16 protein-coding genes and 2 pseudogenes are annotated in these 23656 nt (G+C 59.5%); 14 read left to right on the top strand and 4 right to left on the bottom strand.

Features of this window, described 5'->3' with window-relative positions; translation table 11 throughout:
- The first annotated feature begins 30 nt into the window (after positions 1–30).
- Positions 31–1179, top strand: coding sequence for a 2-aminoethylphosphonate--pyruvate transaminase (locus IVA82_RS47830; RefSeq protein ID WP_247494033.1), 1149 nt, complete (start codon positions 31–33; stop codon positions 1177–1179).
- 101 nt (positions 1180–1280) lie between these two features.
- Here the strand turns inward: IVA82_RS47830 and IVA82_RS47825 are convergent, their stop codons facing one another.
- Entirely contained in the window at positions 1281–2159 is an 879-nt protein-coding gene (locus IVA82_RS47825) for an SDR family NAD(P)-dependent oxidoreductase (protein WP_247494032.1), read from the bottom strand.
- 499 nt (positions 2160–2658) lie between these two features.
- Entirely contained in the window at positions 2659–3402 is a 744-nt protein-coding gene (locus tag IVA82_RS47820) for an SDR family oxidoreductase (RefSeq protein WP_247494031.1), read from the bottom strand.
- 228 nt (positions 3403–3630) lie between these two features.
- On the opposite strand from IVA82_RS47820, the gene IVA82_RS49310 reads away from it, so the two are divergent.
- The 12 genes from IVA82_RS49310 to IVA82_RS47760 all read left to right on the top strand — a co-directional run bounded on the left by IVA82_RS49310 (position 3631) and on the right by IVA82_RS47760 (position 21047).
- A complete protein-coding gene (locus tag IVA82_RS49310) occupies positions 3631–4422 on the top strand; it encodes a response regulator transcription factor (RefSeq protein ID WP_247494030.1) in 792 nt (263 codons plus the stop codon).
- A 598-nt stretch (positions 4423–5020) separates the two neighbouring features.
- Positions 5021–5971 carry a LysR substrate-binding domain-containing protein gene (locus IVA82_RS47810; protein WP_247494029.1) on the top strand — a complete coding sequence of 317 codons (951 nt, stop codon included), beginning with the start codon at positions 5021–5023 and terminating at the stop codon, positions 5969–5971.
- Between the two features lie 143 nt (positions 5972–6114).
- Entirely contained in the window at positions 6115–7527 is a 1413-nt protein-coding gene (locus IVA82_RS47805) for an MmgE/PrpD family protein (protein WP_247494028.1), read from the top strand.
- A gap of 162 nt (positions 7528–7689) precedes the next feature.
- Positions 7690–9300, top strand: coding sequence for an FAD-dependent oxidoreductase (locus IVA82_RS47800; protein ID WP_247494027.1), 1611 nt, complete (start codon positions 7690–7692; stop codon positions 9298–9300).
- 33 nt (positions 9301–9333) lie between these two features.
- A complete protein-coding gene (locus IVA82_RS47795) occupies positions 9334–10875 on the top strand; it encodes an ABC transporter substrate-binding protein (protein WP_247494026.1) in 1542 nt (513 codons plus the stop codon).
- 6 nt (positions 10876–10881) lie between these two features.
- Positions 10882–11838: an ABC transporter permease gene (locus IVA82_RS47790; RefSeq protein ID WP_256469859.1), complete on the top strand. Its 957-nt coding sequence runs from the start codon at positions 10882–10884 to the stop codon at positions 11836–11838.
- Positions 11838–12674: an ABC transporter permease gene (locus IVA82_RS47785; protein ID WP_256469858.1), complete on the top strand. Its 837-nt coding sequence runs from the start codon at positions 11838–11840 to the stop codon at positions 12672–12674. Before IVA82_RS47790 ends, IVA82_RS47785 begins: the two co-directional genes overlap by 1 nt.
- Complete coding sequence (locus IVA82_RS47780) at positions 12671–13639, top strand: ABC transporter ATP-binding protein (RefSeq protein WP_247494021.1); 969 nt, start codon at positions 12671–12673, stop codon at positions 13637–13639. Before IVA82_RS47785 ends, IVA82_RS47780 begins: the two co-directional genes overlap by 4 nt.
- The gene (locus IVA82_RS47775) at positions 13629–14579 is read left to right on the top strand and encodes an oligopeptide/dipeptide ABC transporter ATP-binding protein (RefSeq protein WP_247494020.1); all 951 of its coding nucleotides are present in this window, start codon (positions 13629–13631) and stop codon (positions 14577–14579) included. The genes IVA82_RS47780 and IVA82_RS47775 overlap by 11 nt, the downstream gene beginning before the upstream one ends.
- 333 nt (positions 14580–14912) lie before the next feature.
- The gene (locus IVA82_RS47770) at positions 14913–16352 is read left to right on the top strand and encodes a Glu/Leu/Phe/Val dehydrogenase (protein ID WP_247494019.1); all 1440 of its coding nucleotides are present in this window, start codon (positions 14913–14915) and stop codon (positions 16350–16352) included.
- 18 nt (positions 16353–16370) lie between these two features.
- Complete coding sequence (gene putA, locus IVA82_RS47765) at positions 16371–20066, top strand: trifunctional transcriptional regulator/proline dehydrogenase/L-glutamate gamma-semialdehyde dehydrogenase (protein WP_247494018.1); 3696 nt, start codon at positions 16371–16373, stop codon at positions 20064–20066.
- Positions 20067–20381: 315 nt separating this feature from the next.
- On the top strand, positions 20382–21047 hold the full coding sequence (locus IVA82_RS47760) for an autoinducer binding domain-containing protein (protein ID WP_247494017.1): 666 nt from the start codon (positions 20382–20384) through the stop codon (positions 21045–21047).
- 126 nt (positions 21048–21173) lie between these two features.
- On the opposite strand, the gene IVA82_RS47755 is transcribed toward IVA82_RS47760, so the two are convergent.
- Positions 21174–21494 carry a transcriptional repressor TraM gene (locus IVA82_RS47755; RefSeq protein WP_247494016.1) on the bottom strand — a complete coding sequence of 107 codons (321 nt, stop codon included), beginning with the start codon at positions 21492–21494 and terminating at the stop codon, positions 21174–21176.
- 634 nt (positions 21495–22128) lie between these two features.
- On the opposite strand from IVA82_RS47755, the pseudogene IVA82_RS47750 reads away from it, so the two are divergent.
- Positions 22129–23426, top strand: a pseudogene (locus IVA82_RS47750) (MFS transporter); the annotation flags it as partial.
- Positions 23427–23475: 49 nt separating this feature from the next.
- Here the strand turns inward: IVA82_RS47750 and IVA82_RS47745 are convergent.
- Positions 23476–23656: pseudogene (locus IVA82_RS47745) on the bottom strand (hypothetical protein); the annotation flags it as partial.

Below are 23656 nucleotides of genomic sequence, written 5' to 3'. Positions count from 1 at the left end.
AGAACCTCCAGTTGCTGGAGGTCTAAAAGAATGCGCAACACTTTACAGCACCAGAATCGCCTGCTCATTCCGGGACCCGTTAGTCTCTCTGACGTGATCCGCCCGGTCATGCTCGATGACCACTCGGCGGGAGAGCCCGAAATGATCGAGGCATTGCGCGCGGCACGCCGCTATTTGACCGAGCTGGCCAGGGCGGAAGGCTGGGGAACCACCATTCCATTTCCAGGAAGCGCCACTTATGCGAATGAGGCGGTCATTCGCACATTCGTGCCAAACGATGGCCGGTTGCTCGTGCATAGCAACGGAGCATACGGCGATTGGCTCATAACGATGTGCCGTCGCATGGAGATGCCTCATGTGGTCTTGAGAACACCCCCAACCAGACCGCCGACGAGCGCGGAGTTTCGCAAAGCCCTCGCTCTTGACTCCCAAATTACTCACGTGATGATGGTTCACGTAGAGACGAGCAGCGGATTGTTGAATCCTATCGAGATGGTTGCGGATCTGTGCAGCACATATCACAAGGGGCTGCTGGTCGACGCCGTCGCCTCGTTCGGGGCGCTTCCGATCGACATGAAGGAGCTCAACATACAAGCGTTAGTTCTCTCGTCGAACAAGTGCATCGAAGGCCCCCCAGGGCTCGCTTGGGTAATTTGCGACCGAGCTGCTCTTGAGTGCTGTGAAGGAAATGCGAGATCGCTGAGCCTCGATCTCTGGGACCAGGACCGATCCGTCGATCGGACAGGATGCTTCCGATTCACGCCGCCAACGCATTCAATCCGTGGTGCATACGCAGCGCTGGAACTTCACCGGGCGGAGGGCGGCTCCGCTGCGAGGTTACGGCGATATCACGTCAACCGGCGCCGATTGGTCAATGACATGCGCAACCTCGGCTTCCAGACGCTTCTCGCTGACGCACACGCTGCGCCGATCGTCGCAACTTTCTACGATCCGAACGACGAGCACTACGATTTTGGCAGAATGTACGATGGTCTGGCGTCGCAGGGCTTGATCATTGTGCCTGGCCGACTGGCCGTTCCAGGGACATTTCGCATCGGATGCATCGGGGCATTAACTGAAGACTCGATGTCAAATGCGGTGGGCGCGATTCGGGACGTCCTGCATGACATGGGAGTGCAGAGATTTGGAGCCGGCCCAGCAGCGCTGGGGGCAATGTAAGACAGCTGGCGAGACACAAAGGTGCCTCACGTTAGCGGCGGCCGACTTTGAGATTCGCGAAAAATCGCCTGCGGGCTTGAGCTGTGTAGCAAGGCAGCATGTCAGCGCACAATACCAGGCCGTTTTGTGGGCGGCTCGACCGCAGCGCGCGCGACCGGAAGCACAGCGTTCGCAAGTTCGGCCTGGTCTGCAAGACCAGATGTGCGAACCTGGGTCGTCAAGCCACCATCGAGGATCAAGGTTTGACCAGTCATGAATCTGGATCGCGGACTTGCGAGAAACAATACGGCTTCAGCTACGTCTTTTGGGACCCCGAGACGTCGCAGGGGATGCTGGGCCGCGGCCTCCTCCAGGAGTTCGGTCACTTCACGCCCGGGGTTGGCCTCCGAGAGCGAACGGCGCAGAAGTTCGGTATCGATATAGCCAGGGGCGACTGCATTTACCCGTACCCCCGCGGGCGCGTGGTCGACGGCTAAACTCCGAGCCAGTGCCGTCAAGCCCGATTTAGCGACGATGTAGGCGGTCCGGCCAGGGGTCGCCGTTACGGCCCAGATCGACGATATCAACACAATCGCGCCATCCCCCCGAGCGGCAAGGAACGGCAGCGCCGCTTGCGCAGCAAGAAATGGGCCACGCAAGTTCAACGACATGCATTCATCCCAGTCCGAGGCGGTAATCCCAAGTGCTGACCCGCGAAAAGCCCGACCCGCACAGCAGACAAGGATATCTAGACCGCCGTTCCATTCAGCCGCGGACTGAATGGCTGCGGAAATCTCATCTTCGCGATTAACGTCCGCTTTCACGGCCCGGATCGTTAGCCCGGCCGCATCTGCCAGCTTTCGACAGACCTCGACGCTCATATCGGTCGATCCACACGCCACAACTCGGGCGCCGCGCTCGGCAAGAAGATTAGAAACAGCGAGCCCAATTCCTCGCGTACCACCAGTGACGAAAGCTGATTTTTCTTGAAGCTCCAACATGTGCTACCCTTAGCTGTAGCTCGCGGCCGCCCAAGAACGCTGGGAGCTATGGGCAACACTAGATCGCCCATCGAGCAATTGGACTCCTCACTATGAGCAGTCAGGCGGCCTTCGTGCCCGAGCGCAGCCTCACATCGGCGACCACGCGTTCTCAGAACATTAACGATCGCCCGGGAGCGCTTTGTGAAGGGTCCATGATGATGTGAAGGGTCCATGATGATCTTGTGATGAATTGTTGACGGCAGGAGAGAAATGTCAAGCACGACCTAGTAATCGCGCGATAATCTGAGATTATACGTCCGTTCGGGAGGTCCCGAAAGTCAGTCACTGGCCGAGTTCAAATCCGGCAGTTGCAGCCCAGGGATTGCGGAGCCGCCCGTTGCACCGCATGAACGCTGACCGCGATGCATGCTACTTGCATCCGTTGCGGCGCAGCGTGTGATTACGGAAATTCCTTCAGGACATCATCGGCGGCCACTGCAAACGCGAAATGCTTAACCTACGTCAGGTTAAGGCCCCCGTCGATCAATACGATCTCGCCGGTAAGATAGTTCGACTCGATGACCATCCCGGCCAGTTGAGCGACATCTTCGGGATGCGCTGGGCGCCGCATCGGGGCGCGTTCACCCCAAGTCCTATAAAGATCGCTGCGCCCCTCAGTGAGCGGGGTATCGACGAGCCCCGGCGCCAAAGCATTGACGCGGATTGCTGGCGCCAGCGCAACAGCCAGTAGCTTGGTCATATGGTTGAGCGCAGACTTGCTTACTGCGTGCGGAATTGACGAGCCCTTCGGACGAATACCAGCATGGGAGCTTATATTGAGAATGCAGCTTGGAGCAGCGGCCGTGCTGCTGTCACGCAGTGCCTTTTCGGCTTCGCAGACGAGGAGCCATGGTGCAACGACATTAACATTGTACATTCGCCGCCATATTTCCGCGTTCGCGCGTTTGAGATCAGAGTGCGGTATCACCTCCACAATCCCAGCATTGTTGACGAGGACGTCAATTCGCCCATGGCGATCCAGGACGTTCCGAATCAGAGCGGGAATGCTGCTTTCGTCAGCAAGATCGGCTCTCGTATAGCTGGCATCCTTGAATTCGCGCGCCAGACGCAAGCCCGCCTCATGCGAAGAACGCGAATGAAGTGCGACGGAGAATCCCAGACCATTGAGGCGCCGGGCTATTGCGGCACCGATCCCAGAAGTTGATCCAGTTACAAGGGCAACTCGTCTGTCGTGAAGCATGATCGGGCACGTCCTCTCCGCCGACGGCATCCGCCGCTATGGCGCATGCCGGAACCAACGACACCTATAGGGTCAGCGAACCTGCATTAATCGAAAACCGACAGCAAAGCCGTGAGTCAAGCCGGGCGAGAGCTATCAGTTCTGGTAGCTGAGACGGACGCCTGCAAATGCCTTAGGCTTGCGCCTAGAAGCGCACATCGCGATTCGGCGGAGGCTGTTTGCATTTGCGTGCCGTCCCAGTTCAAGGTCTTCAAACAAAAGATGCGCGGGAATAATTCCGAACGCACACGGGATCTCCAAATCCGGCAGAAAGTTCACGTGCCGCAAGACGAAGCTCGAACCAGACTCGCGCGGCGGCTTATTGTCATTATCATGGGCGAGACCATGGCATCGCTCGTCTCATACATACTTGAGGGCGAAGGGCATCTGACGCTCGCGACCGACGACACTCGTATTGGCGCCATTCTTTCCGAGAAGCACAAAGCCAGTCTCATCATTCTCGACACTGACATACTCGCCGAAAACCAGTCGACGAAACAGGCCGTTGATCCGCTCGTCACAAACCCGGGCGCTCCGCTCCTTATTGTGACCGCGGATAGCGAGCGCTGGCGTAGCCTTGTAGGCCCATCCCAAGCTGTAACAGTTCTTCAAAAGCCGCTAAGGGCGCACGCGCTCCTGACACAGATTCGGTCGCATATGGCAGCACCCGAACGCGCGCGGGAATTGCGCTTTGCGGATGTCACCGCGTGTCTTAGAACGCGGAGAGTTCGCCGTGGGGGCCGGCGCGTGCATACGTCACCGACCCAATTCAGGATGCTTTGTCATTTACTCCGAAATCCTGGACAAGTCGTTTCACGTGACGAGCTTGTCGAGGCCGTATGGAAGGGCGCCGACGTCGTCGACCCTCGGACTGTCGATGCCCATGTCGTCCATCTGCGCAAGGCACTCACCATTGGCGGGGAGCGCAATATCATCCAGACAGTTCGATCGGCCGGTTACCTTCTTGATATCGACGGTTGATTTCGAGCAGCGCCGCCGATGGCGAGCGTTCACAGGCGGAGCTATTAACGGCAAACATTCTATGCTGAGCCTAGCTGCTCGGTAATCGGCCTTGACGGGCCTGCGGCGGATATCTCCGCGCCCTGCCCACGTTTAGGTTTGCAAGCACGTCTGTTGTCAGCAGATTATGCAGGCAGCAGACGCTCGCATTCGTCGGCACTTTTTGGAAGCAGACGCGTTTCGTGGACATACTCGGATCACGAACATCTCGCGGCCAGGGCGGAGGATCTTGATCCGGTGATAGAGAGCGCGGTGTCAGAGGGCCCTCCGCTGAGAGGTGATCCGCGCCTGCTGGTCGGAAATCCCATGATCGCCGCGGTCATGTGAGGCCCGTAAAGGGGCCTAACCACGCTTCGGCCCCCCATTCGCGCCTATGTCGCTACGCACTTCCTGGCTTTTCTTGACGATTTCACGACAGCCGTGCTTGTCTGGCCGGATCTTGCGCTGAGCACCCGCAGCCGACGAGAACATTGATGCTCGTCTCTGGGGCGGTTCATCCATCTGGAGTATCAGCCAGTCTGGCCCGGCGCGCCGTCTGTACTGGAGTTGGACCGTCGAGATGACATCCCGCAAGAAGATCGAGGCGCGTCTAAATGTCCGCCAGCTTGAAGCCTTTCGTGCGCTCATGATTGCGGGAACGGCCAAAGCGGCAGCACGGCTTCTTGGAATTTCACAGCCGGCAGTCAGCAAGCTGATCGAACTAGCGGAAAAGAATCTCAAGCTTACGTTGTTCGATCGTTCCCGTGGCCGGCTTACGCCGACACCCGAAGCGGGCTTGCTGTTCGAGGAGGTCGAGAAGGCTTTTGTAGCCGTCGACAAGATTCATGAGATCGCGTCCGATATCAGATCGGCCAACACCGGAACCCTGACGATTGCTGCACTCCCAGCGCTTGGATTAGGATTGATTCCGAGGGCCGTCGCGCGTTTTCACAACGCGCATGCCAGAACACGCATATCGATCAACATTCAAACTTCGGCAAAGATCGAAGAATGGGTGGCGGCGCAACAAATTGATTTTGGGATAGCTGAGTTTCCATTCGGTCGCTTGGGTGTGGACATCGAAGACTTTTGTCGCGTGGAGCACGTGCTTGCGGTACCTGCTGCACATCCGTTGGCGAAACAACGCGTTGTCAGGCCCGCTGACGTAGCGGATAGCCCATTCATATCGCTGACCCGAAGCACCGTCGGTCGGCATATGATCGATCAGATCTTTATTCAGGCCCAGGTCGAACGAAACATGCTTCTCGAGGCACAGTTTACAGCAGTCATTGCGAGCATGATTGCCCAGGGGATTGGGATTGGTTTCATTGACCCGTTCACCGCCGCGGACTTTCGTGACAAAGGCGTGGTCGCGCTAAGGTTTGAGCCGAAAATCGAATTTCACGTCGGCATTCTGCACCCAACGCACCGGCCGATGTCGCGAGTCGCTCGTGAGTTTCTGGCCGTACTGCGGGCCTGCCGCAATGAGGTGCAGAAGGAAATTCCCTTCCATCTCACCAAGGGCATATAACTTTTCGTTATTCTCAATCGATGGCGCGTTATTTGACATGCAGCGGTCGGACATCATCAAATCGCAACACGATCGCAACAATTCTTTAACAAGTTCTCCGGTCAAAAATGAAGTGCACAGCCACGCGAGTTCTTGCAGCGCATTTGAGCGGCCTATCGCTCGAGACGATTCCGGAGCAGATCGGGCACGAGGCCAAGCGGCTCATTCTTGATAGCCTAGGATGTCTCATAGCCGGCGTTGATTGCGAGATAGGAACCATCGCGCGCAACATGGCTGCATGGTTCGGCGGACATTCGCGAGCAACCATTGCGGGGGCGCGGGGGCGCGGCAGCGTGTTGGGGGCCATCTATGCGAACGCGCGCACCGCAAACGCACTCGACTTTGACGAGACATTTCCGGTCGGAGCTCACTTTGGTTCGGCTGGTGTCGTCGTGGCGCTGGCGCTCGCCGAAGAGCTTGGCTTATCGGGACCACAGGTGCTTCTTGCCACGATCGCAGGTTATGAGGCTGCCGGCCGCGTTGCGAGCTATATCGGTCCGGTCGTCCACATCGACAACGCCAGAGTTGTCGGCTTCCCCGACGTATGGGGTGTGGCAGCTCCTGTCGTAATCGCAGCGGCCGCGGCGACGGCTAAGGCCCACCAATATGAACCAGCGCTGTTCGAACAGGCTATCGGGCTGGCTGGATCGAATGCTCCACTTCCTGTCGGAGCCCAATGGTCCAGTGCAATAGACCTGCCAAACTGCAAGTACTGCGATGCCGGCTGGTGCGCCGTCACTGGCACGGTTGCGGCCCTTTCGGCACAAGAGGGCTCCCGTGGCTTCACCGAACTGCTCGACAGCGACCGCGGCCTTGCCCGCATGTACGGCGTGGCCAATGCCGATAGCAGCCTGATCACCGCGGACCTCGGTCGACGCTTCATGCTCGAGGACATTACCTACAAGCCATGGCCCAGTTGCCGATTCACCCACTATGCCCTGACTGCGCTGGCCGACCTCATGCGTGAACTCCGGCCTTTGGCCGTCAATTCAATTCGTGAGGTGGTGGTTGAGACTGGGCCGCTTGCGGCTTCGGCGCGATTCACCAATCCAGAGCCAGTCACCTTCGCCAGCCAGCAGTTTAGCTATCCTCACATGATCGCAATGATGCTTCTCGAGGTACCGCCTGGGCCAGCCTGGTTCGATCCCAAGTATGCCACCGATCTCACCGTGCTTGCGATCAAGGCGAAAACGCGCATCGTGCAACACCCGCGGGGTGGTCAGTTTGCTGAGACCTTCGTCCGCAATCAGATTCGAACGATGCCTGGCGGCATTACAATCGTGACGGCAGATCGCATCTATCGCGCGGAATCAGACTACGCCCGGGGTGATCCCTGGAGCCCGACCTACCGCTTCGGTGACGTGGATATCCTCGACAAGTTCGCAGCGCTGGTCCCCGGCGAGGACGGTGCCGAATTGGCCGAGGCCATCATGAACTTGGAGCACGAAGTCTCCGTATCCCGCATCACAGCTGCGCTAGGGCGCGCGTCGGCCAGAACTATCCGCCAATGCGCATGAAGCTATCCTCTCTCAGGGAGCCGGTATTCGATTTCGATGTGATCGGTGGCGGCATCAATGGTGCCAGCGTCACACAACATGAGGATCGCTATTGGGGATGCCAGCTCGATCTTGCTTTCAGCTTCTCTCGACGCTTGGCCCCGCCGGCCTGCCGCTCCAAAAATGAGCGTCGTGCGCCCGATTTCTGCCCGCGCGTTGATGCCGGCGCTAGAAGAACATCTGAAGGAGTGCGCCGTGCGGCCAGCGCTTGACTCTCTGAACGGCTGTTCCTTCGACGTCGTCATCATCGGCGGAGGAATCAACGGTGCCGCCGCCGTTCAGCATATCGTCGCGCAGGGGCACAGCGTTCTTCTTGTCGAGAAAGGTGATTTCGGTTCAGGCTCCTCGAGCCGATCGAGCCGCCTTTTGCACTGCGGTCTACGCTATCTGGCGCCAGGTCGCTCCATTTGGGATTTCGTCCTGCACCCGACGCGCTTTCTGACAGCTCTGAAAATGGCGAAACAAGCCATGGAGGCACGAACGGAGTTCGTCAAGACGTCGTCCTTGCGTACTCGCCCGATGCAGTTCGCCTTCCCCATTTATCGAGGTGGCCCCTATCGGGGATGGCAGGTGGACCTCGCCTTCCTGATCCTGAAGCTGATCGGCCCTCGCAATCCACCCCTTGATTATCACCGCATCTCCGCTGCCAAGGTGCGCGCCATGCCGCTCGCAAAGGAGCTGCGAGATCTCGATCAAATCCATTCGGTTGCGGTGTATCGCGAGTACGAGTTCGACTGGCCCGAGCGTGTGTGTATCGATTGCATCCTCGATGCGGAACGGATGGGCGCGGTCGTTCGCAACTATACCATGGCGACGCTCGGACGGCGCCGCGACGATGGCACGTGGCCGATCCAGATTGCGGATCGACTGGATGGAACCACCGCGGAAGTCCGTGCCTCGATTGTGATCAACCTCGCGGGCATCTGGATCGACGATGTTAACGCCTGCGCTGAGCCAAAGGCTGGACGTCGCGTGCTCGGAACCAAAGGGGCGCATATAGTCGTTAAGCTTCCAGACGCCTATGCTGGCTACGGCGTCGCGACACTGAATAGTAAAAGCGAGCCGTTCTACTGCATTCCGTGGCACAGTCTGCACTTCTTTGGGCCGACCGAGACCCTCTATGAGAGCGACAAGGATGACATCCACGTCACCGACGAGGAGCAGGCTTGGCTTCTTCGGGAAGCCAATCGCCTAATGCCGGGCATAAACCTCGTGGCAACAGATGTCCGTCTAACTTGGGCGGGGGTCAGGCCGCTGACATATGACGAGGCCGTACCCTTTGGCAATCGTTCGCGTCAGCTTCACGATCTGGTCGTCGATGGCATGCCGAACGTGCTCGCGATGACTGCCGGGCCCGTGATGAGCCATCGTTCGGCCGGTCGCCTCCTGGCTGCGGAGGTCGGAAGGCGTGTCGAGGCGCAGCGCGCACCTCAAACACCGAACTATGCGCCAAAGCTGCCGCCGGTGAACGACAACTCGCCAACGCTGATTGCCGGCGAGCCGACACGCCTTTCTGATCTCCAGCATGCGATACAGAAGGAGCATGCCGTGAGCCTCATGGATCTTCTGTTCCGCCGCACTGGGCTTGGCTGGCGGTACCAGTTCAGCGATGAAGAGCTCGACCGGGCTGCATCCGTACTCGCGACCGAGCGTGGCTTGTCGGCAGAAGAGAAGCAGCGAGAGATCCGAGCGTTCCGAGTCGAGTACACGCAGCTTTTCGGCCGAAGGGATTGACGGAAATTCAATTTTGTAAACAAGGAGAGCAACATGCAATCGAAAGGTATTTCCCGACGCCAGGCCCTGGCGCTCGCTGCTGGGGCCGCCTCCTTGCCAATGGGCTTTCATGCGCAGGCACAGTCGACTGCGATTTTGCGGGCCGGCATTACCGGCTTCGCCGTGATTAATACTTTCGATCCTGCCAAGGTAAGCCTGATACCCGAGAGCTACGTGGTATGGGCAGTTTTCAATGCATTGGTCAAATTCAATGCAAAGATGGAAATTGTACCAGACCTGGCTGAAAGCTATTCCTTCGTTGAGCCCACGGTCTTGGAGTTTAAACTTCGGAAAGGGGTAAAATTCCACGATGGTACCGAGATGACGTCCGACGATGTCAGGTTCTCTCTCGAACGGGTTATGGACGAAAAGACAGCCTCGCCAAATCGCGCCAAGTTGTCCTCGATCAAAACAATCGAGACGCCAGACGCTTTCACGGTCAGGATCGTCACCCATGCGCCTTTCGCGCCGTTGCTCACTTATCTGGCCAACACCCGTACCGGAACACAGATCGTGCCACGCAAGACAGTGGAGGCCCTCGGAGAAAAATTTGCGCTCAACCCCGTAGGCACCGGCGCCTACAAACTGCAGGAATGGAAAGTCGGCAGCAGCGTCAGGCTCGAGGCTTTCGCAGACTATTTCGGGGGAGCACCCAAGATCCCGACCGTGACGATGCCGCTGATCCCCGAGGAATCGAGCGGACTCACGGCATTGCAGGGTGGTCAGATCGATCTCACTTCGACCGCCCCATTCGCATCTATCCCGGGTCTGGCGAACAATCCGAAAATCAAGGTCTACAAGCAGGCCGGGCTAAACACACGGTATATCGCGCTTAACAACCGCAAGGCGCCTTTTGACGACCCGCATTTTCGTCGCGCCTTGTCCATGGCATTCGATCGTCAAGCAATGGTGCGGTCGGTCGTTTTCGGTGAAGGAAGCGTGCCCCCTGGGCTTTTGCCACCTGCAATTGCGAAGGCAGATCAGCCAATGCCGCCGCTGCTAAGCTTTAATCCCACTGCGGCCAAGGCCGAGCTAGCGAAGTCGAAATATCCAGCCGATACCGAGGTTAAACTCTTGATTTGGGGCCCAGCTTGGTGGCGTAAGATTGGCGAATTCTTTGTGTTGCAAGTCAATCAGGTTCTTGGCACAAAGATGCAGATCGAAGCCGGCGAAAGCAACGCAGTCTTCGGCAGGCTGCGTGCTGGCGATTTCCAAGCTTCTGTGTGGGGCTGGCTCGGCCTGATCGACGCCGACGAGTATCTCGGCGATTTGCTTGGCAAGGGCGGTTCACGCAACTTCCAGGGCTACGACAATCCCGTGTTCGACGCGCTCCTGCTGAAGGGCCAAACCGAGCCGAATCTTTCGAGCCGACAGGATATCTATCGTCAGGCAGAACTCGTGATGTTGGAAGACATGCCGCTGTTGCCATGCTTCTGCTCGAACGTGCACAACCTGTCGGTGCCGAACCTTAAGGGCTTCGAACAACTACCGTTCTCGAATTACGGCGACCAGTTTTCCAAACTCGATTTTAGCTGAGCTGCCATGTCCTCGACCGCATTTCGGCACATTCTCGGCAGAAGCGCGGGGGTCGCGCTTCTCGCCTTGATGGGAGCGGCGGCGGTGTTTTTCGCCATGCACGCTGCTCCTGGCGATCCTGCGTTGACCGCCCTGGGCGAAAATGCATCGACCGAAACCATCGCTGCTTTCCGTGCACGGTGGCATCTCGATCAGCCGTTACCCCTGCAATTCGTGCTGTGGCTTGTCAATGCGCTGCACGGCGATCTGGGACAGTCGATCTCGATCGCCTCAGGCACCAGCGTGTTTGGGCTGATCGCCGACCGACTACCGAACACCCTGTTCATCGGCATCTATGCGATCGTGTTAGCGGTGTTGATCTCGATCGCGGCCGGCACAGCAGCCGCCCTCAATCGCGGCGGCGCGGTTGATACCGTGGCGACCTCTGTCGCGGCGGTCGGCATCTCGATGCCGGATTTCTGGATCGGCTATGTGCTCGTCTATGCCTTCGCTTTGGGGCTGGGGTGGTTTCCCGCCTATGGTTTCGTGTCGCCTCTGGAGTCGGTGCCCGGCGCACTACACAGTGGATTGCTTCCCGCTTTGGCCATTGCGGCGCCGATGGCAGCCTCATTCACGCGCATCCTCCGTTCAGCCTTGATCGACAACGCCCATCGCGATCATGTGCGTGTCGCGCTGTCGCTCGGGCACGGCCGCAGCTTCGTCTTCCTCCACCACATTATGCGCAATGCGCTGATTCCCTATTTCACGGTGATCGGCCTGCAGGTGCGCTATCTGCTGGGTGGCACCGTCGTGATCGAGCGCATCTTTGGAGTTAACGGCCTCGGTTCGCTCATGATCGACGCGGCATTCGGACGCGACTACCCGATCGTGCAGGCCTGCGCGTTGACCTTCCTGCTAATCGTGCTGCTAGCGAATGTGATCATCGACACGATCTGCACCGCTCTCAATCCGAGGATGCGCTGATGCTCATCCTGAAACAGGTCGCCTCGAATAAAACCGCTTTGATCGGCGCGCTGATAACTGCCCTTGTCGCTTTCGCGGTCGTCTTCGGGCCCATGATCTCGCCTTATGACGTGGATGCGATGGATGTCACAGCGATGCTCTCGCCCCCGAGCCTCGCACACCCGTTCGGGACCGATACGATGGGGCGCGACGTCCTTACGCGCGTTCTCTACGGGGCGCGACTTTCCCTGTTTATCTCGATAAGCGGAGTCTGTATCGCGGCTATAGCCGGCACGATGATCGGCCTCTTTATCGCCTATCGTCCCAGTCTCATCAGCACTGTACTGATGAATCTGTCGGATCTGCTGCTATCCTTTCCGAGCTTTGTCCTCGCCATCTTCCTGATGGTGGTCCTCGGCTATGGCGTCTTCAACGTCGCGCTGGCCATTGCGCTGGTCTATCTGCCGATCTTCGTCAGGTTGGCGCGCAACCTCGGGCAGCTCATCGTCGAGGAACCCTGGGTGCAAGCAGCAAAGCTCTTCGGCCAACCGACCCGGTCGATCTTGCTGCGCGAACTCTTGCCCAACACCCTGTCACCGCTGATGGTACAGGCCACGATTGGCGTCGCTTTCGGCATCGTGATCGAAGCCGGAGTCAGCTTTCTTGGCCTCGGGGTTCAGCCGCCGGCGCCTTCGCTTGGCTTGGTAATGTCCGACGGCCGCGAGTTCTTCAACACGGCTCCATGGGTCCTCACCATGACGGGGTTTGCGATATCCATCGCGCTGCTCGGCCTGAATCTGCTAGGCGACGGTCTCAGGGATCTCACCGACCCGAAACTGAAGGAGCGTTTGTCGTGAGTGCGGCCCCGCTACTGCGCGTGCGCGATCTGCGGACGGCCTTCGGATCCGGCGCCGGAGCGAATGAAGTCGTCAAGGGCGTGTCGTTCGATCTCGCCGAGGGCGAGGTGCTTGGACTCATCGGAGAATCCGGCTCTGGAAAGACTGTGACCGGCCTGAGCATCCTTCAGCTTCTGCCCGGCAATGCACATGTGAATGCGGCCGAGCTGAGCTATCGCGGCGAGCCGATCGCCGGCAAGAGCGCCGCGGAATTGCGCCGGCTGCGCGGCATCGATCTCGCAATGATCTTCCAGGACCCGGTCGGTTCGTTCAATCCGGCGAAGACGATTGGCTGGCATATCGAGAAGGCACTCGGTCGGCTAGCGGTTTCGCCCAGTGCAGAGGCAGGGGCAGAACCGATCCGCCTGCTGAAGAGCGTCGGCATTCGCGAGCCGGAGCAGGCCTTGAGCTCCTACCCCCACCAATTATCGGGCGGGATGTTGCAACGCGTGCTTATCGCGATGGTCTTCGGTCTGAAGCCGAAACTTGTCATCGCCGACGAACCGACGACGAATCTCGACAATCTGGTTGAACGCCAAATCCTGAATCTCATTCGCGACCAGCAGCGCCGGCACGGGACTGGCGTGCTTTTCGTCACCCACGATCTCACCGTGGCACGCCACCTGTGCGATCGAATTGCGGTGATGTACAGCGGCAGGATCGTCGAGATTGGACCAACCGAGCGCATCCTTAAGCAGCCGGCTCATCCCTATACCGCCGGCCTACTCGCGACGGCGCGTTCCCTCGCCAACCGTGACGAGACGCTCTACGAGATCAAGGGGGAGCCCGGTGCTTCGAGCTGGGCCGGACGTTGCGCCTTCGCGTCTCGCTGCAACGCGGCAATCGACCGATGCACGACCGCCGAGCCGCACGACGTCGATCTTTGCCAGAATCATAGCGTGAGGTGTTTCAATCATGCTGTCTGACACCCTGACTTTGTCGGCGGGGACAACACCGCCGCTCGTGCGCATCCGCAAGGCTGTTCTTCAGTTTAGGGTCGGCAAGACGTGGGGCGCGAAACGCGATCTGCGTGTGCTCGACGAGATCACGCTCGACATTCAGCCAGGAGAAATCGTAGCCCTTGTTGGCGAATCGGGTTCGGGGAAGACGACGCTCGGCAAGGCAATGCTCGGCCTCTATGCCTTGAATTCCGGCGATATCGAGATCGAACGAGCGGAGGGCTCGCGGCGGGATGGTCCCGTGCACGACCTGCAAATGGTCTTTCAGGATCCCCTATCGTCCTTCAATCCGCGCTTTACGATCGGGTCCTCAATCGCGCTGCCGCTCAGGATGCATCTTCATCTGCCCGAGCCGGCGATCAGCGACAGGGTTTGCGCATTACTGACTAGGGTCGGCCTCAATGCCGGGTTTGCGGACCGCTATCCGCACGAAATGTCTGGCGGCCAGTTGCAGCGCGCCGCAATGGGGCGGGCTCTCGCACTGTCGCCGCGCCTCATCGTCGCTGACGAGGCCGTATCGAAGCTCGACGTCTCCGTCCGCGCCCAGATCCTAAACTTGATCAAGTCGCTGAACAGGTCCGAGAAGATCGCGATCGTTTTTATCACCCACGATCTCGGCGTCGCTCAGTTTCTCGCCGATCGTGTGGCGGTAATGTATTTCGGCCGGATCATCGAGCTCGGCTCGTCGGAACAGGTGATGACCCGTCCGCGCCACCCCTACACTGCGATGTTGATGAACGCGCGTAGAGGTGAGGCGGTCGCGAACGATGAAGCCAAACCTAATGCGACGGGGTGCAACTTTGCCAGTCGATGCCCGCGTTCGCTCGATAGATGCCGAGTAGAAAGACCGGGAGCGATCGACGCTGGAGACGGTAGCGAGGTCTATTGCTTCAATGCGCTTCCTTGAAGAGCCGGATTCCGCATTACGCGTGATAGTCGCACTGCGAGGGGACGTCCTCGCGCCCGATTTACCAGCCTTCTGGCAGTTAACTCAGCGAGGCCAATCTAACAGAGTGCAGCTTGAGATAGGAGGAGTGACCGCCCGCTGGGCAGAGTGGAGCGCGATGCGAGGAACTGCCGTTCGTCACGTTGACTGCATTGGTAATGCAGATGTCCTCCCCGGCAACCTGGCTGTCGTCGGAAGATTCCGACGACAGCCGCTTTCTTTCCGAGCAGCAGGTGTTCGGTTCGAAGTCTGCCAGAGGCTGCGAGAGTGCTCCGCCGGCAAGGGAGACGAACAATGAATACCGCGGTACGAGTTCAATCGCCGATCGCAGGCAATGCTTCCTTCTTGGACAGTGTCGAAGCATACATGGATCGAGCGCTTGCTCAGCTTTCGTTGCCCGAAGGACTGGCCGAGCGCATTAGAGCCTGTAACTCCACTTACACCGTGCGGTTTGGCGTAAGGCTACGGGGCAAAATGTGTAGCTTCACGGGATGGCGCTCCGTTCACAGTGAGCATGTCGAACCCGCGAAGGGCGGTATTCGCTACGACATTAACTCCAACGAACAGGAGGTCGAAGCACTGGCTGCTCTCATGAGCCTGAAATGTGCGCTCGTCGACATTCCGTTCGGTGGGTCAAAGGGCGCTCTTAGGATCAACCCGAAAGAGTGGGAGATCCACGAGCTTGAAAGGATCACCCGCAGGTTCACACAGGAGTTGGCAAAGCGCGATCTTATTTCGCCCGGCCGCAACGTTCCCGCTCCGGACATGGGCACGGCGGAGCGAGAGATGGCGTGGATGGCCGACGAATACAAGCGCACCGGCCCATCCGACATCGTCAATGCGAACGCTTGCGTCACAGGCAAGCCGTTGTCCCGTGGTGGGATTGAGGGCCGAACTGAAGCCACGGGGCGCGGCGTCCAGGATGCCATCCATTGTTTCCTGCGCGATCCCTATCAGAATGGGATCGAGGGCGGTCGTGATCTGTCAAGGATGACTGTCGCGGTCCAGGGCTTTGGGAACGTGGGCTACCACGCAGCCAAGTTCCTCAGCGAAGAAGATGGAGCCAAGGTCGTCTGTATTACCGAGCACGACGGCCACCTATGGAACGACAATGGTCTGGATGTTGCGGCGGTAAAGCGTCATCAGCTCGCGACCGGCTCTATTCTGGGATTCGAAGGCGCCGAGAGCCATCGGCAGAGCGGGCCGGGACTTGAAGTAGCGTGCGATATCTTGATCCCGGCGGCGATGGAGAATGCCATCACGCCAGAGAATGCCAGCCGGATTCGCGCCAAGCTGATCGCCGAGGGCGCCAACGGACCGATTGCGTTTGCGGCGGAGGAGATCCTTCTCGCCAAGGGAATCACCATCCTTCCCGATCTCTTCGTGAACGCCGGAGGTGTCATCGTCTCGTACTTCGAATGGGTGAAGAATCTGACACACATCCCGTTCGGACTCATGGAGCGCCGCCGCCGTGAACGGAGAAATCTCCACATCACCCAGGCGCTTGAAACGATGACGGGCCAAGGCTTCCCCGAACATCTTCGAGACGAATTTTTGGAAGGCGGTAGCGAGATCGATCTGGTTCGTTCGGGTCTCGATGACGTCATGCGCAGTGCCTACGAGAACATGTCGCGCACGCTGAGAACTCATCCGGAGATCAAAGATCTGCGCACCGCAGCCTACCACATTGCACTGGGCCGCATTGCTGAAGCCTACAAGGCAATCGGCATCTGATGTTCAAAGGATCGATTCGTGCCAACCTCGAAACAGACCAGCGCAGCAGAACCCGAGCAAATATTCGCCGAGTTCGCTCCACCTGTCCGTCCTCAGTCGCTTCTTCGCAAAGCCATAACGGCGGCCTACCGCAGGCCTGAACCGGAGTGTCTGCCGCCGCTGGTTGAATCTGCCAAGCTGGCGCCGAACCTGAAGGCCGAAGTCGAAAAAGCCGCGCGCAGGCTGATCGAAGCGCTCCGCGCCAAGCACAAGGGCAGCGGTGTTGAGGGGTTGGTGCACGAATACTCGCTTTCCAGCCAGGAAGGCGTGGCGCTGATGTGCCTTGCTGAGGCATTGCTGCGCATCCCTGACGTCGAGACTCGGGATGCGCTGATTCGCGACAAGATTGCCGAAGGCGACTGGCGCTCGCACCTGGGCGGCAGTAAGTCCCTCTTCGTCAATGCGGCGACCTGGGGCCTCGTCGTGACCGGCAAGCTCACCTCTACAGTTAACGACCGCAACCTGGCAGCTGCGCTGACACGCCTGATCGCGCGCGCCGGTGAACCCGTGATCCGTCGCGGCGTCGACATGGCAATGCGCATGATGGGCGAGCAGTTCGTCACTGGCGAGACGATCGAGGAAGCCTTGAAGCGGTCTCGTCCGCTCGAAGACCGCGGCTTCCGATATTCCTATGACATGCTCGGCGAGGCAGCAACAACTGCGGCCGACGCAGAGCGGTACTACCGCGACTACGAAGCGGCGATCCATGCCATTGGCAGGGCATCCGTCGGTAGGGGCATTTACGAAGGTCCTGGGATCTCCGTTAAGCTTTCGGCGCTGCATCCGCGCTATTGTCGCGCGCAGTCCGGCCGCGTCATGCGCGAGCTCCTGCCGCGCGTGAAGCAGTTGGCGCTCTTGGCGCAGCAATACGATATCGGACTGAACATCGATGCGGAGGAAGCGGATCGTCTCGAACTGTCGCTCGACCTGCTGGAGGACCTCAGTCTCGACAAGGACCTCAGCGGTTGGAACGGCCTCGGGTTCGTGGTCCAGGCCTATGGCAAGCGTTGCCCCTTCGTACTCGACTACGTCATCGATCTTGCTCGCCGGGCCGGCCGCCGCATGATGGTGCGGCTGGTCAAAGGGGCCTACTGGGACGCCGAGATCAAGCGCGCCCAGCTCGATGGTCTGGACGGCTTTCCGGTCTATACCCGCAAGGTGCATACCGACGTCGCCTACATCGCCTGCGCCCGGAAGCTGCTCGAGGCTGGGGATGCCGTCTTCCCGCAGTTCGCTACTCATAACGCTCAATCGTTGGCGACGATCTATCAACTGGCCGGTCCGGACTTCCATGTCGGAAAATACGAGTTCCAGTGCCTGCATGGCATGGGAGAGCCGCTTTATGAGGAGGTAGTAGGCAAGAGCAAGCTCGATCGGCCCTGCCGCATCTACGCGCCGGTCGGCACGCATGAAACACTGCTCGCCTATCTCGTGCGCCGCCTGCTGGAAAACGGAGCCAATTCGTCCTTTGTGAACCGCATCTCCGATTCTGCCGTTTCGGTCGACGACCTCGTGGCCGATCCGGTTGATATCGTGGAAGCAATGCCGGTCATGGGCATGCCGCATGACCAGATTTCCCTGCCGCGCGCGCTCTACGGCAAGGATCGCAACAATTCGAGCGGCATCGATCTTTCCAGCGAAACGGTGCTTGCGGACCTCTCGAGAAAGCTTGCAGATGCCGTTGCGGTACAATGGCGCGCCGTGCCCGAGCTTGCCGAAGGATTCGGCGCTGGAGCGACGCAGCCGATCATCAATCCGGCGGATCACAGCGACGTTGTGGGTTCGGTCATCGAACTTGATGTCGGCGACGCATCTCGCGTCGTCCGTATGGCTGCCAACGCCGCCACGGCTTGGGCCGCCGTGCCGCCGGCGCAGCGCGCCGCCAGCCTCGAACGGGCCGCCGATCTAATGCAGGGTCGCATTGAAACCCTCATGGCGATAGTCATGCGCGAGGCCGGCAAGTCCGCGGCGAACGCCATCGGCGAAGTCCGTGAAGCGATTGATTTTCTGCGCTACTACGCCGCTCAGGCGCGGCGGACACTCGGCCCGTCGCATGTTCCGCTCGGCACTGTCGTCTGTATCAGCCCGTGGAATTTCCCGCTGGCGATCTTTATCGGCCAGGTGGCGGCAGCGCTGGTCGCTGGTAATGCGGTGGTTGCCAAGCCTGCGGAAGAGACCCCGATCATCGCACATGAAGGCGTTAAGATCCTTTACGAAGCCGGAATTCCGCGCGGTGCACTACAATATGCCTCTGGCGGCGGGGACCTTGGTGCCGCGCTGGTTGCGGCACCCGACACGGCAGGCGTGATGTTTACTGGGTCAACTGAAGTGGCGCGCCTGATCCAGGCCCGGCTAAGCGAGCGGCTTTCGTCGTCAGGCAAGCCAATCCCGCTGATCGCCGAGACAGGTGGGCAGAACGCGATGATTGTCGATTCCTCCGCTCTGGCCGAGCAGGTCGTGAGCGACGTCATCGCCTCCGCCTTCGACAGCGCCGGCCAGCGCTGTTCGGCCCTGCGCGTGCTTTGTCTCCAAGAGGGCATAGCCGACCGTACGCTCACCATGCTCAAGGGCGCCCTCCAGGAACTGTCGATCGGCCGCACCGATCGCCTCAGCGTCGATATCGGGCCGGTGATCACGGCTGAGGCCAAAGAGACAATCGAGAACCATATTGAGCGCATGCGCGCACTAGGATGCAAGGTCGAGCAGTTGAAGTTGCCGCAAGCGGCCGCGCGCGGCACCTTCGTTCCACCGACAATCATCGAGCTGAAGCAGATGTCGGACCTGCAACGTGAAGTCTTCGGCCCCGTGCTGCATGTCATCCGCTACCGGCGCGAGGATCTCGATCGCCTGATCGACGACATCAACAGTTCGGGCTATGGCTTGACCTTCGGCCTGCATACGCGTCTCGACGAAACGATCGCGCAAGTGACAAGCCGCATCAGGGCCGGCAATCTCTACATCAACCGCAACATCATCGGTGCAGTCGTGGGCGTGCAACCTTTCGGCGGCCGCGGTCTTTCGGGTACAGGTCCGAAGGCGGGCGGACCGCTCTATATCGGCCGGTTGGTACAGCGTGCGCCCGTACCGCCGCAGCACAGCTCGATTCATACCGATCCTGCGTTGCGGGAATTCGCTAGCTGGCTTGGGAGGAAGGGGCACAATGCCGAAGCCGAAGCCGCACGCGAACTGGCCGTCGTCTCTGCTTTGGGTCTCGAGAAGGAGCTGGTTGGACCGGTTGGCGAGCGAAATCTCTACACGATTTATCCGCGCGGCCGTATCCTGCTGGCGCCGAAGACCGCCAAGGGCCTCTTCCGGCAGCTGTCGGCCGCACTCGCAACCGGGAATGAAGTTGTGATCGATCGGGCATCGGGGCTCGAAGGCGCGCTTGCAACACTGCCTGGATCGGTCGTGGCGCGGATGTCTTGGAGCTCTGATTGGGAGGCCGCAGGTCCCTTCGCCGGAGCGTTGGTTGAAGGCAATTCGGAAACCGTGCACGAAATCAACAAGAAAATCGCCGGCCTCACGGGGCCGCTTTTCCCCGTACAGTCGGCAACGACTGACGAGTTGGCAAATGACTATGAGGCCTATTGCCTGAATTGGCTACTGGAAGAGGTCTCGACGTCAGTCAACACCGCAGCGGCGGGCGGCAATGCTAGTCTGATGACGATCGGGTGACGTCGTGGGACTCGTACGTTCTTCCGGAACACAGGACAATCTGGTTCGCAGACTGCAGAGCCCGCCACTGCACTTTCCTCGCTCGCGGGGAACCGGGCTGCCGCCGGATCGGAACGTAGAGGCAGGCGCACAACCACGATCTGATTGGAGATCCAGGGAGGTTGAATTTCATTGATTCAATCGAAACGGTCGTGAAGAATGATAGAATCGCGATGCTCATCGGGTAAGATCACGTCGCGCTGATGCTTAGAAAAAGAAGAAGACGAGGAGTTTGCGTTGGGTGAGCAACTACAGGGGTTGATTGACGCCGTCGACGTGGCGCACGACGAGCGCTCCATACGCAATGCGATCAAGAACTTTACCGTCGCATCTGGCTTCGACCGCTATGCCTATATCCATGTTCACGCCGACGATGCGGTTGCTTTCAGCGATTATCCTGCGGAATGGCTGAACCTCTATTTTGCAAAGCGATACACGATCATCGATCCTGTCGTGACGACGGCCAAGCGCAACATGCGAATGTTCGCGTGGTCGGCCGAGGATCGCAACGTGCGCAGGAGCTCGCGCGAGATCAAGCAATTCTATTCTGAGGCAACCGACTTCGGCATCCGTTGCGGCGTCTCCATCCCGATCAGGACAAGCTATGGCCGGACAGCGATGATCACCCTCGCGTCAGATCGGCGGCGCGTCGAGGTCCCGCCGTGGGATCCGATGCAGGCGGCGTTGGCACTTGCCCACATTCATATTCATCTCAGCCTGGTGCCTATGTCTTCGTTCAAAACAGGAGACGTGACATTGTCGACGCAGGAAGCGACCTCGCTCAGTTGGTCGTCGCACGGCAAGTCGATGAACGTGATTGCCGACCTGCTTGGCATCAAGTCACGAACCGTCCAGTTCTATCTGGACAATGCACGCGACAAACTCGGGGCCAGCAGTCTCCAGCAGGCCGTCCGTATCGCTATGGAGAAAAAGCTCATTTAGTCCAGCGTGCGCATGCCACTGGGAATCTTCGCTCACCTCAGGTAGGCGACTGAGGGAGACAACGCGTGAATGCGACGTCGGCCTCTGATTCGGTCCGGTGACGCCTGCGATGCGTTGGCTCGCAGCTTATCCGGTCGGGACGTTGGGAACGTAGCCGAGCCGATCGATTAGGTTGTTCAGAACAAGTTGGCGCGCCCGATGTTCCGTCTCCGCGTGTTGGTGGATGCGTTGGAGCTCGGCCCGGCGTTCTGGACAACAGTTCTTGTCGGCCTCTGCCGCTAGCCGCTCCAGTCTGGCTGTCTCGGCGAGCGCGACGCTCGCCCGGTACTCGCGAATGGCGTCGATGGTCAGGAGCTCAAGCTCGGACTGGGCCATTCCCTCGAAAATCTGCTCAAAATTGTTGTTGAGCTTGGCGGCGCGCCACTCGTCATCATTGTTCGATGCCACAATTCTCACACACGCTTGGTCTGCGGTGCGCCCCCGCTGACGATAATCCCTTGATCCCAAGCCGGGGGTTAGAAAACCGCGATTAGACGGTCCCTGTGACCTTTAGCACCGAGGCGCCTGGACATACGTCACAGGCCCCCGGCCGTTAGGTCAGAGGATCCCGGTGCCGTCACGGCCGGCACCAACCGCTAATCGAGGGGTTTCTAAGCCCCAGGGCAGCGCGTACTACCCTGCGGGTTCTTATAGATTGAAGAGGGATTCGACGCCAGCCGTGGAGAATGCGGCGAATTCAACCAAGTTGGTGTGGTCGAGCCTGGCGCCATGAAAGGGGCGCGCGGGTGATTGATGAGGTCCAACACCTGCCAATCATGGCATTGGCCTCGAATATAGCTCATTCAGCCTACGGCTCGTCCCCGAACACGCAGCAATCCGGCGCTAAGCAGGTCTTCGTGAGTGCAATTCTGCCGCGGGTACCGGTAGCATACACGTTAATGTAGAATCGGTCGGGCCTTTAAAGGGGCCTCCGGAAGGCAGACCGTTCGTGTGTCCCGATAATTCACTTCGCTCATTGAACCGCCCCGCCCCGGCTCCGGGTGATCCGATAGACCGGCCGAACATAGGTACAGAGCGGGGCGTGCTCGACCGTGCAGATCCCCTCGACCCTGCCAAGGCCCATCGTATCACCGCTCCCCTGCGCCACCGCACGTTCCGGCGCATCTGGATTGCAAGCCTGGTCTCAAATCTGGGCAGTCTGGTGCAGGGAGTCGGGGTGGCATGGGCCATGACCGAGATGTCATCGTCGGCGGACAAGGTGGCGCTGGTCCAAACTGCTCTCGGATTGCCCGTGATGCTCATCGCAATTCCGGCGGGCGCGATTGCGGATGTGCATGATCGACGCATCGTGGCATTGATTTCACTCGGTATTGCCTTGGCGGCTACTACCACGTTGGCGACGCTCGCTTCGTTGGGGCTCCTCACACCGGATCTCTTGCTGGCGCTCTGCTTTGCAGCGGGTTGTGGCGCCGCGATGTGGGGGCCCGCGTGGCAGGCGGCGGTCAGCGAACAGGTGCCAGCGCAAGCTCTGCCAGCCGCCGTCGCGCTCAATGGAATCAGCTACAATATTGCACGAAGCGTAGGTCCGGCAATAGGTGGCATCATTGTGGCCACTGCAGGGACCGTTGCGGCGTTCGCACTCAATGCTGTCTCCTATCTGCCGCTCATCGCCGCGCTCTATTTGTGGAAGCGCGCGACTGAGCGGTCGCGCCTGCCGCCGGAACGGCTCGACCGCGCGATTCTTTTAGGCGTCCGGTACATCGCGAACTCACCCCCGATCATGGTCGTGTTGATCCGCACGATCATTGTGGGCTTGATCAGTGGAGTGATTCTCGCACTCTTGCCGCTGGTAGCGCGCGATCTCCTCCTTGGCAGCGCACCAACATACGGTCTGATGTTAGGAGCCTTTGGTGCGGGAGCTGTTATCGGAGCGGCAAATATCGGCCTGGTGCGCAAGCACTTGAGCGGTGAAGCATGCGCTGCTGCGCGCTCGCGATGGCCACGGGCATTGCTGTTATGGCATTAAGCCGAAATCCAGTGATCGCTGGACTGGGACTGGTCGTGGCCGGTGCTGGGTGGACCCTCTGTTGGACTCTGTTGAATGTTGGCGTACAGCTTTCCGCGCCCCGCTGGGTCGCAGCACGATCTCTGGCGGCCTATCAGGCGGCCTCGGCCGGTGGGCTGGCGCTCGGCAGCTGGGGTTGGGGCCATTTGGCGGAGATCGCTGATGTCGAAACAGCCCTCCTCGTTGCAGCCGCACTGATGGTTGCATCGCCACTGGTTGGCCTGCGGCTGCGGATGCCGCCTGTGGGTGCGCGTGCGGAAGAGGGAAGCCTCCTCGAGGACCCAGAGGTGCGGGTGCCCATCAGAGCCGGGCCCGGTTGTCTGAACAGAATCTCCGCGTCGATAAGTGGAGCGTCTGCCGGGATTAGGCCGCCATGCGGATTGGCAGCGGGTTGAAGTAGGCTTGATCCGGGGTGCTGCCGTCAAGGCTCGAATGCGGCCGGCGACCGTTGTACAACGAGGTTTGAGAACGCCCACAGGACCGTTCTTCGCGAGGTTCTTTATCGATATCATCCTTGGTTTGGCTGCCGAGTTTGCGTTCATGG

The organism is Bradyrhizobium sp. 142 (assembly GCF_023074015.1).
In the GTDB taxonomy this organism is placed as follows: domain Bacteria; phylum Pseudomonadota; class Alphaproteobacteria; order Rhizobiales; family Xanthobacteraceae; genus Bradyrhizobium.
The sequence above is the reverse complement of the archived record's forward strand: the minus strand, read 5'-3'. Positions and strand labels throughout refer to the sequence as shown.

Excerpts from the sequence above, each read along its gene's own strand:
- IVA82_RS47830 (WP_247494033.1), top strand. The coding sequence starts at position 31 with ATGCGCAACACTTTACAGCACCAGAATCGCCTGCTCATTCCGGGACCC.
- IVA82_RS47825 (WP_247494032.1), bottom strand. The coding sequence starts at position 2,159 with ATGTTGGAGCTTCAAGAAAAATCAGCTTTCGTCACTGGTGGTACGCGA.
- IVA82_RS47820 (WP_247494031.1), bottom strand. The coding sequence starts at position 3,402 with ATGCTTCACGACAGACGAGTTGCCCTTGTAACTGGATCAACTTCTGGG.
- IVA82_RS47810 (WP_247494029.1), top strand. The coding sequence starts at position 5,021 with ATGACATCCCGCAAGAAGATCGAGGCGCGTCTAAATGTCCGCCAGCTT.
- IVA82_RS47800 (WP_247494027.1), top strand. The coding sequence starts at position 7,690 with ATGAGCGTCGTGCGCCCGATTTCTGCCCGCGCGTTGATGCCGGCGCTA.
- IVA82_RS47795 (WP_247494026.1), top strand. The coding sequence starts at position 9,334 with ATGCAATCGAAAGGTATTTCCCGACGCCAGGCCCTGGCGCTCGCTGCT.
- IVA82_RS47790 (WP_256469859.1), top strand. The coding sequence starts at position 10,882 with ATGTCCTCGACCGCATTTCGGCACATTCTCGGCAGAAGCGCGGGGGTC.
- IVA82_RS47785 (WP_256469858.1), top strand. The coding sequence starts at position 11,838 with ATGCTCATCCTGAAACAGGTCGCCTCGAATAAAACCGCTTTGATCGGC.
- IVA82_RS47775 (WP_247494020.1), top strand. The coding sequence starts at position 13,629 with ATGCTGTCTGACACCCTGACTTTGTCGGCGGGGACAACACCGCCGCTC.
- IVA82_RS47770 (WP_247494019.1), top strand. The coding sequence starts at position 14,913 with ATGAATACCGCGGTACGAGTTCAATCGCCGATCGCAGGCAATGCTTCC.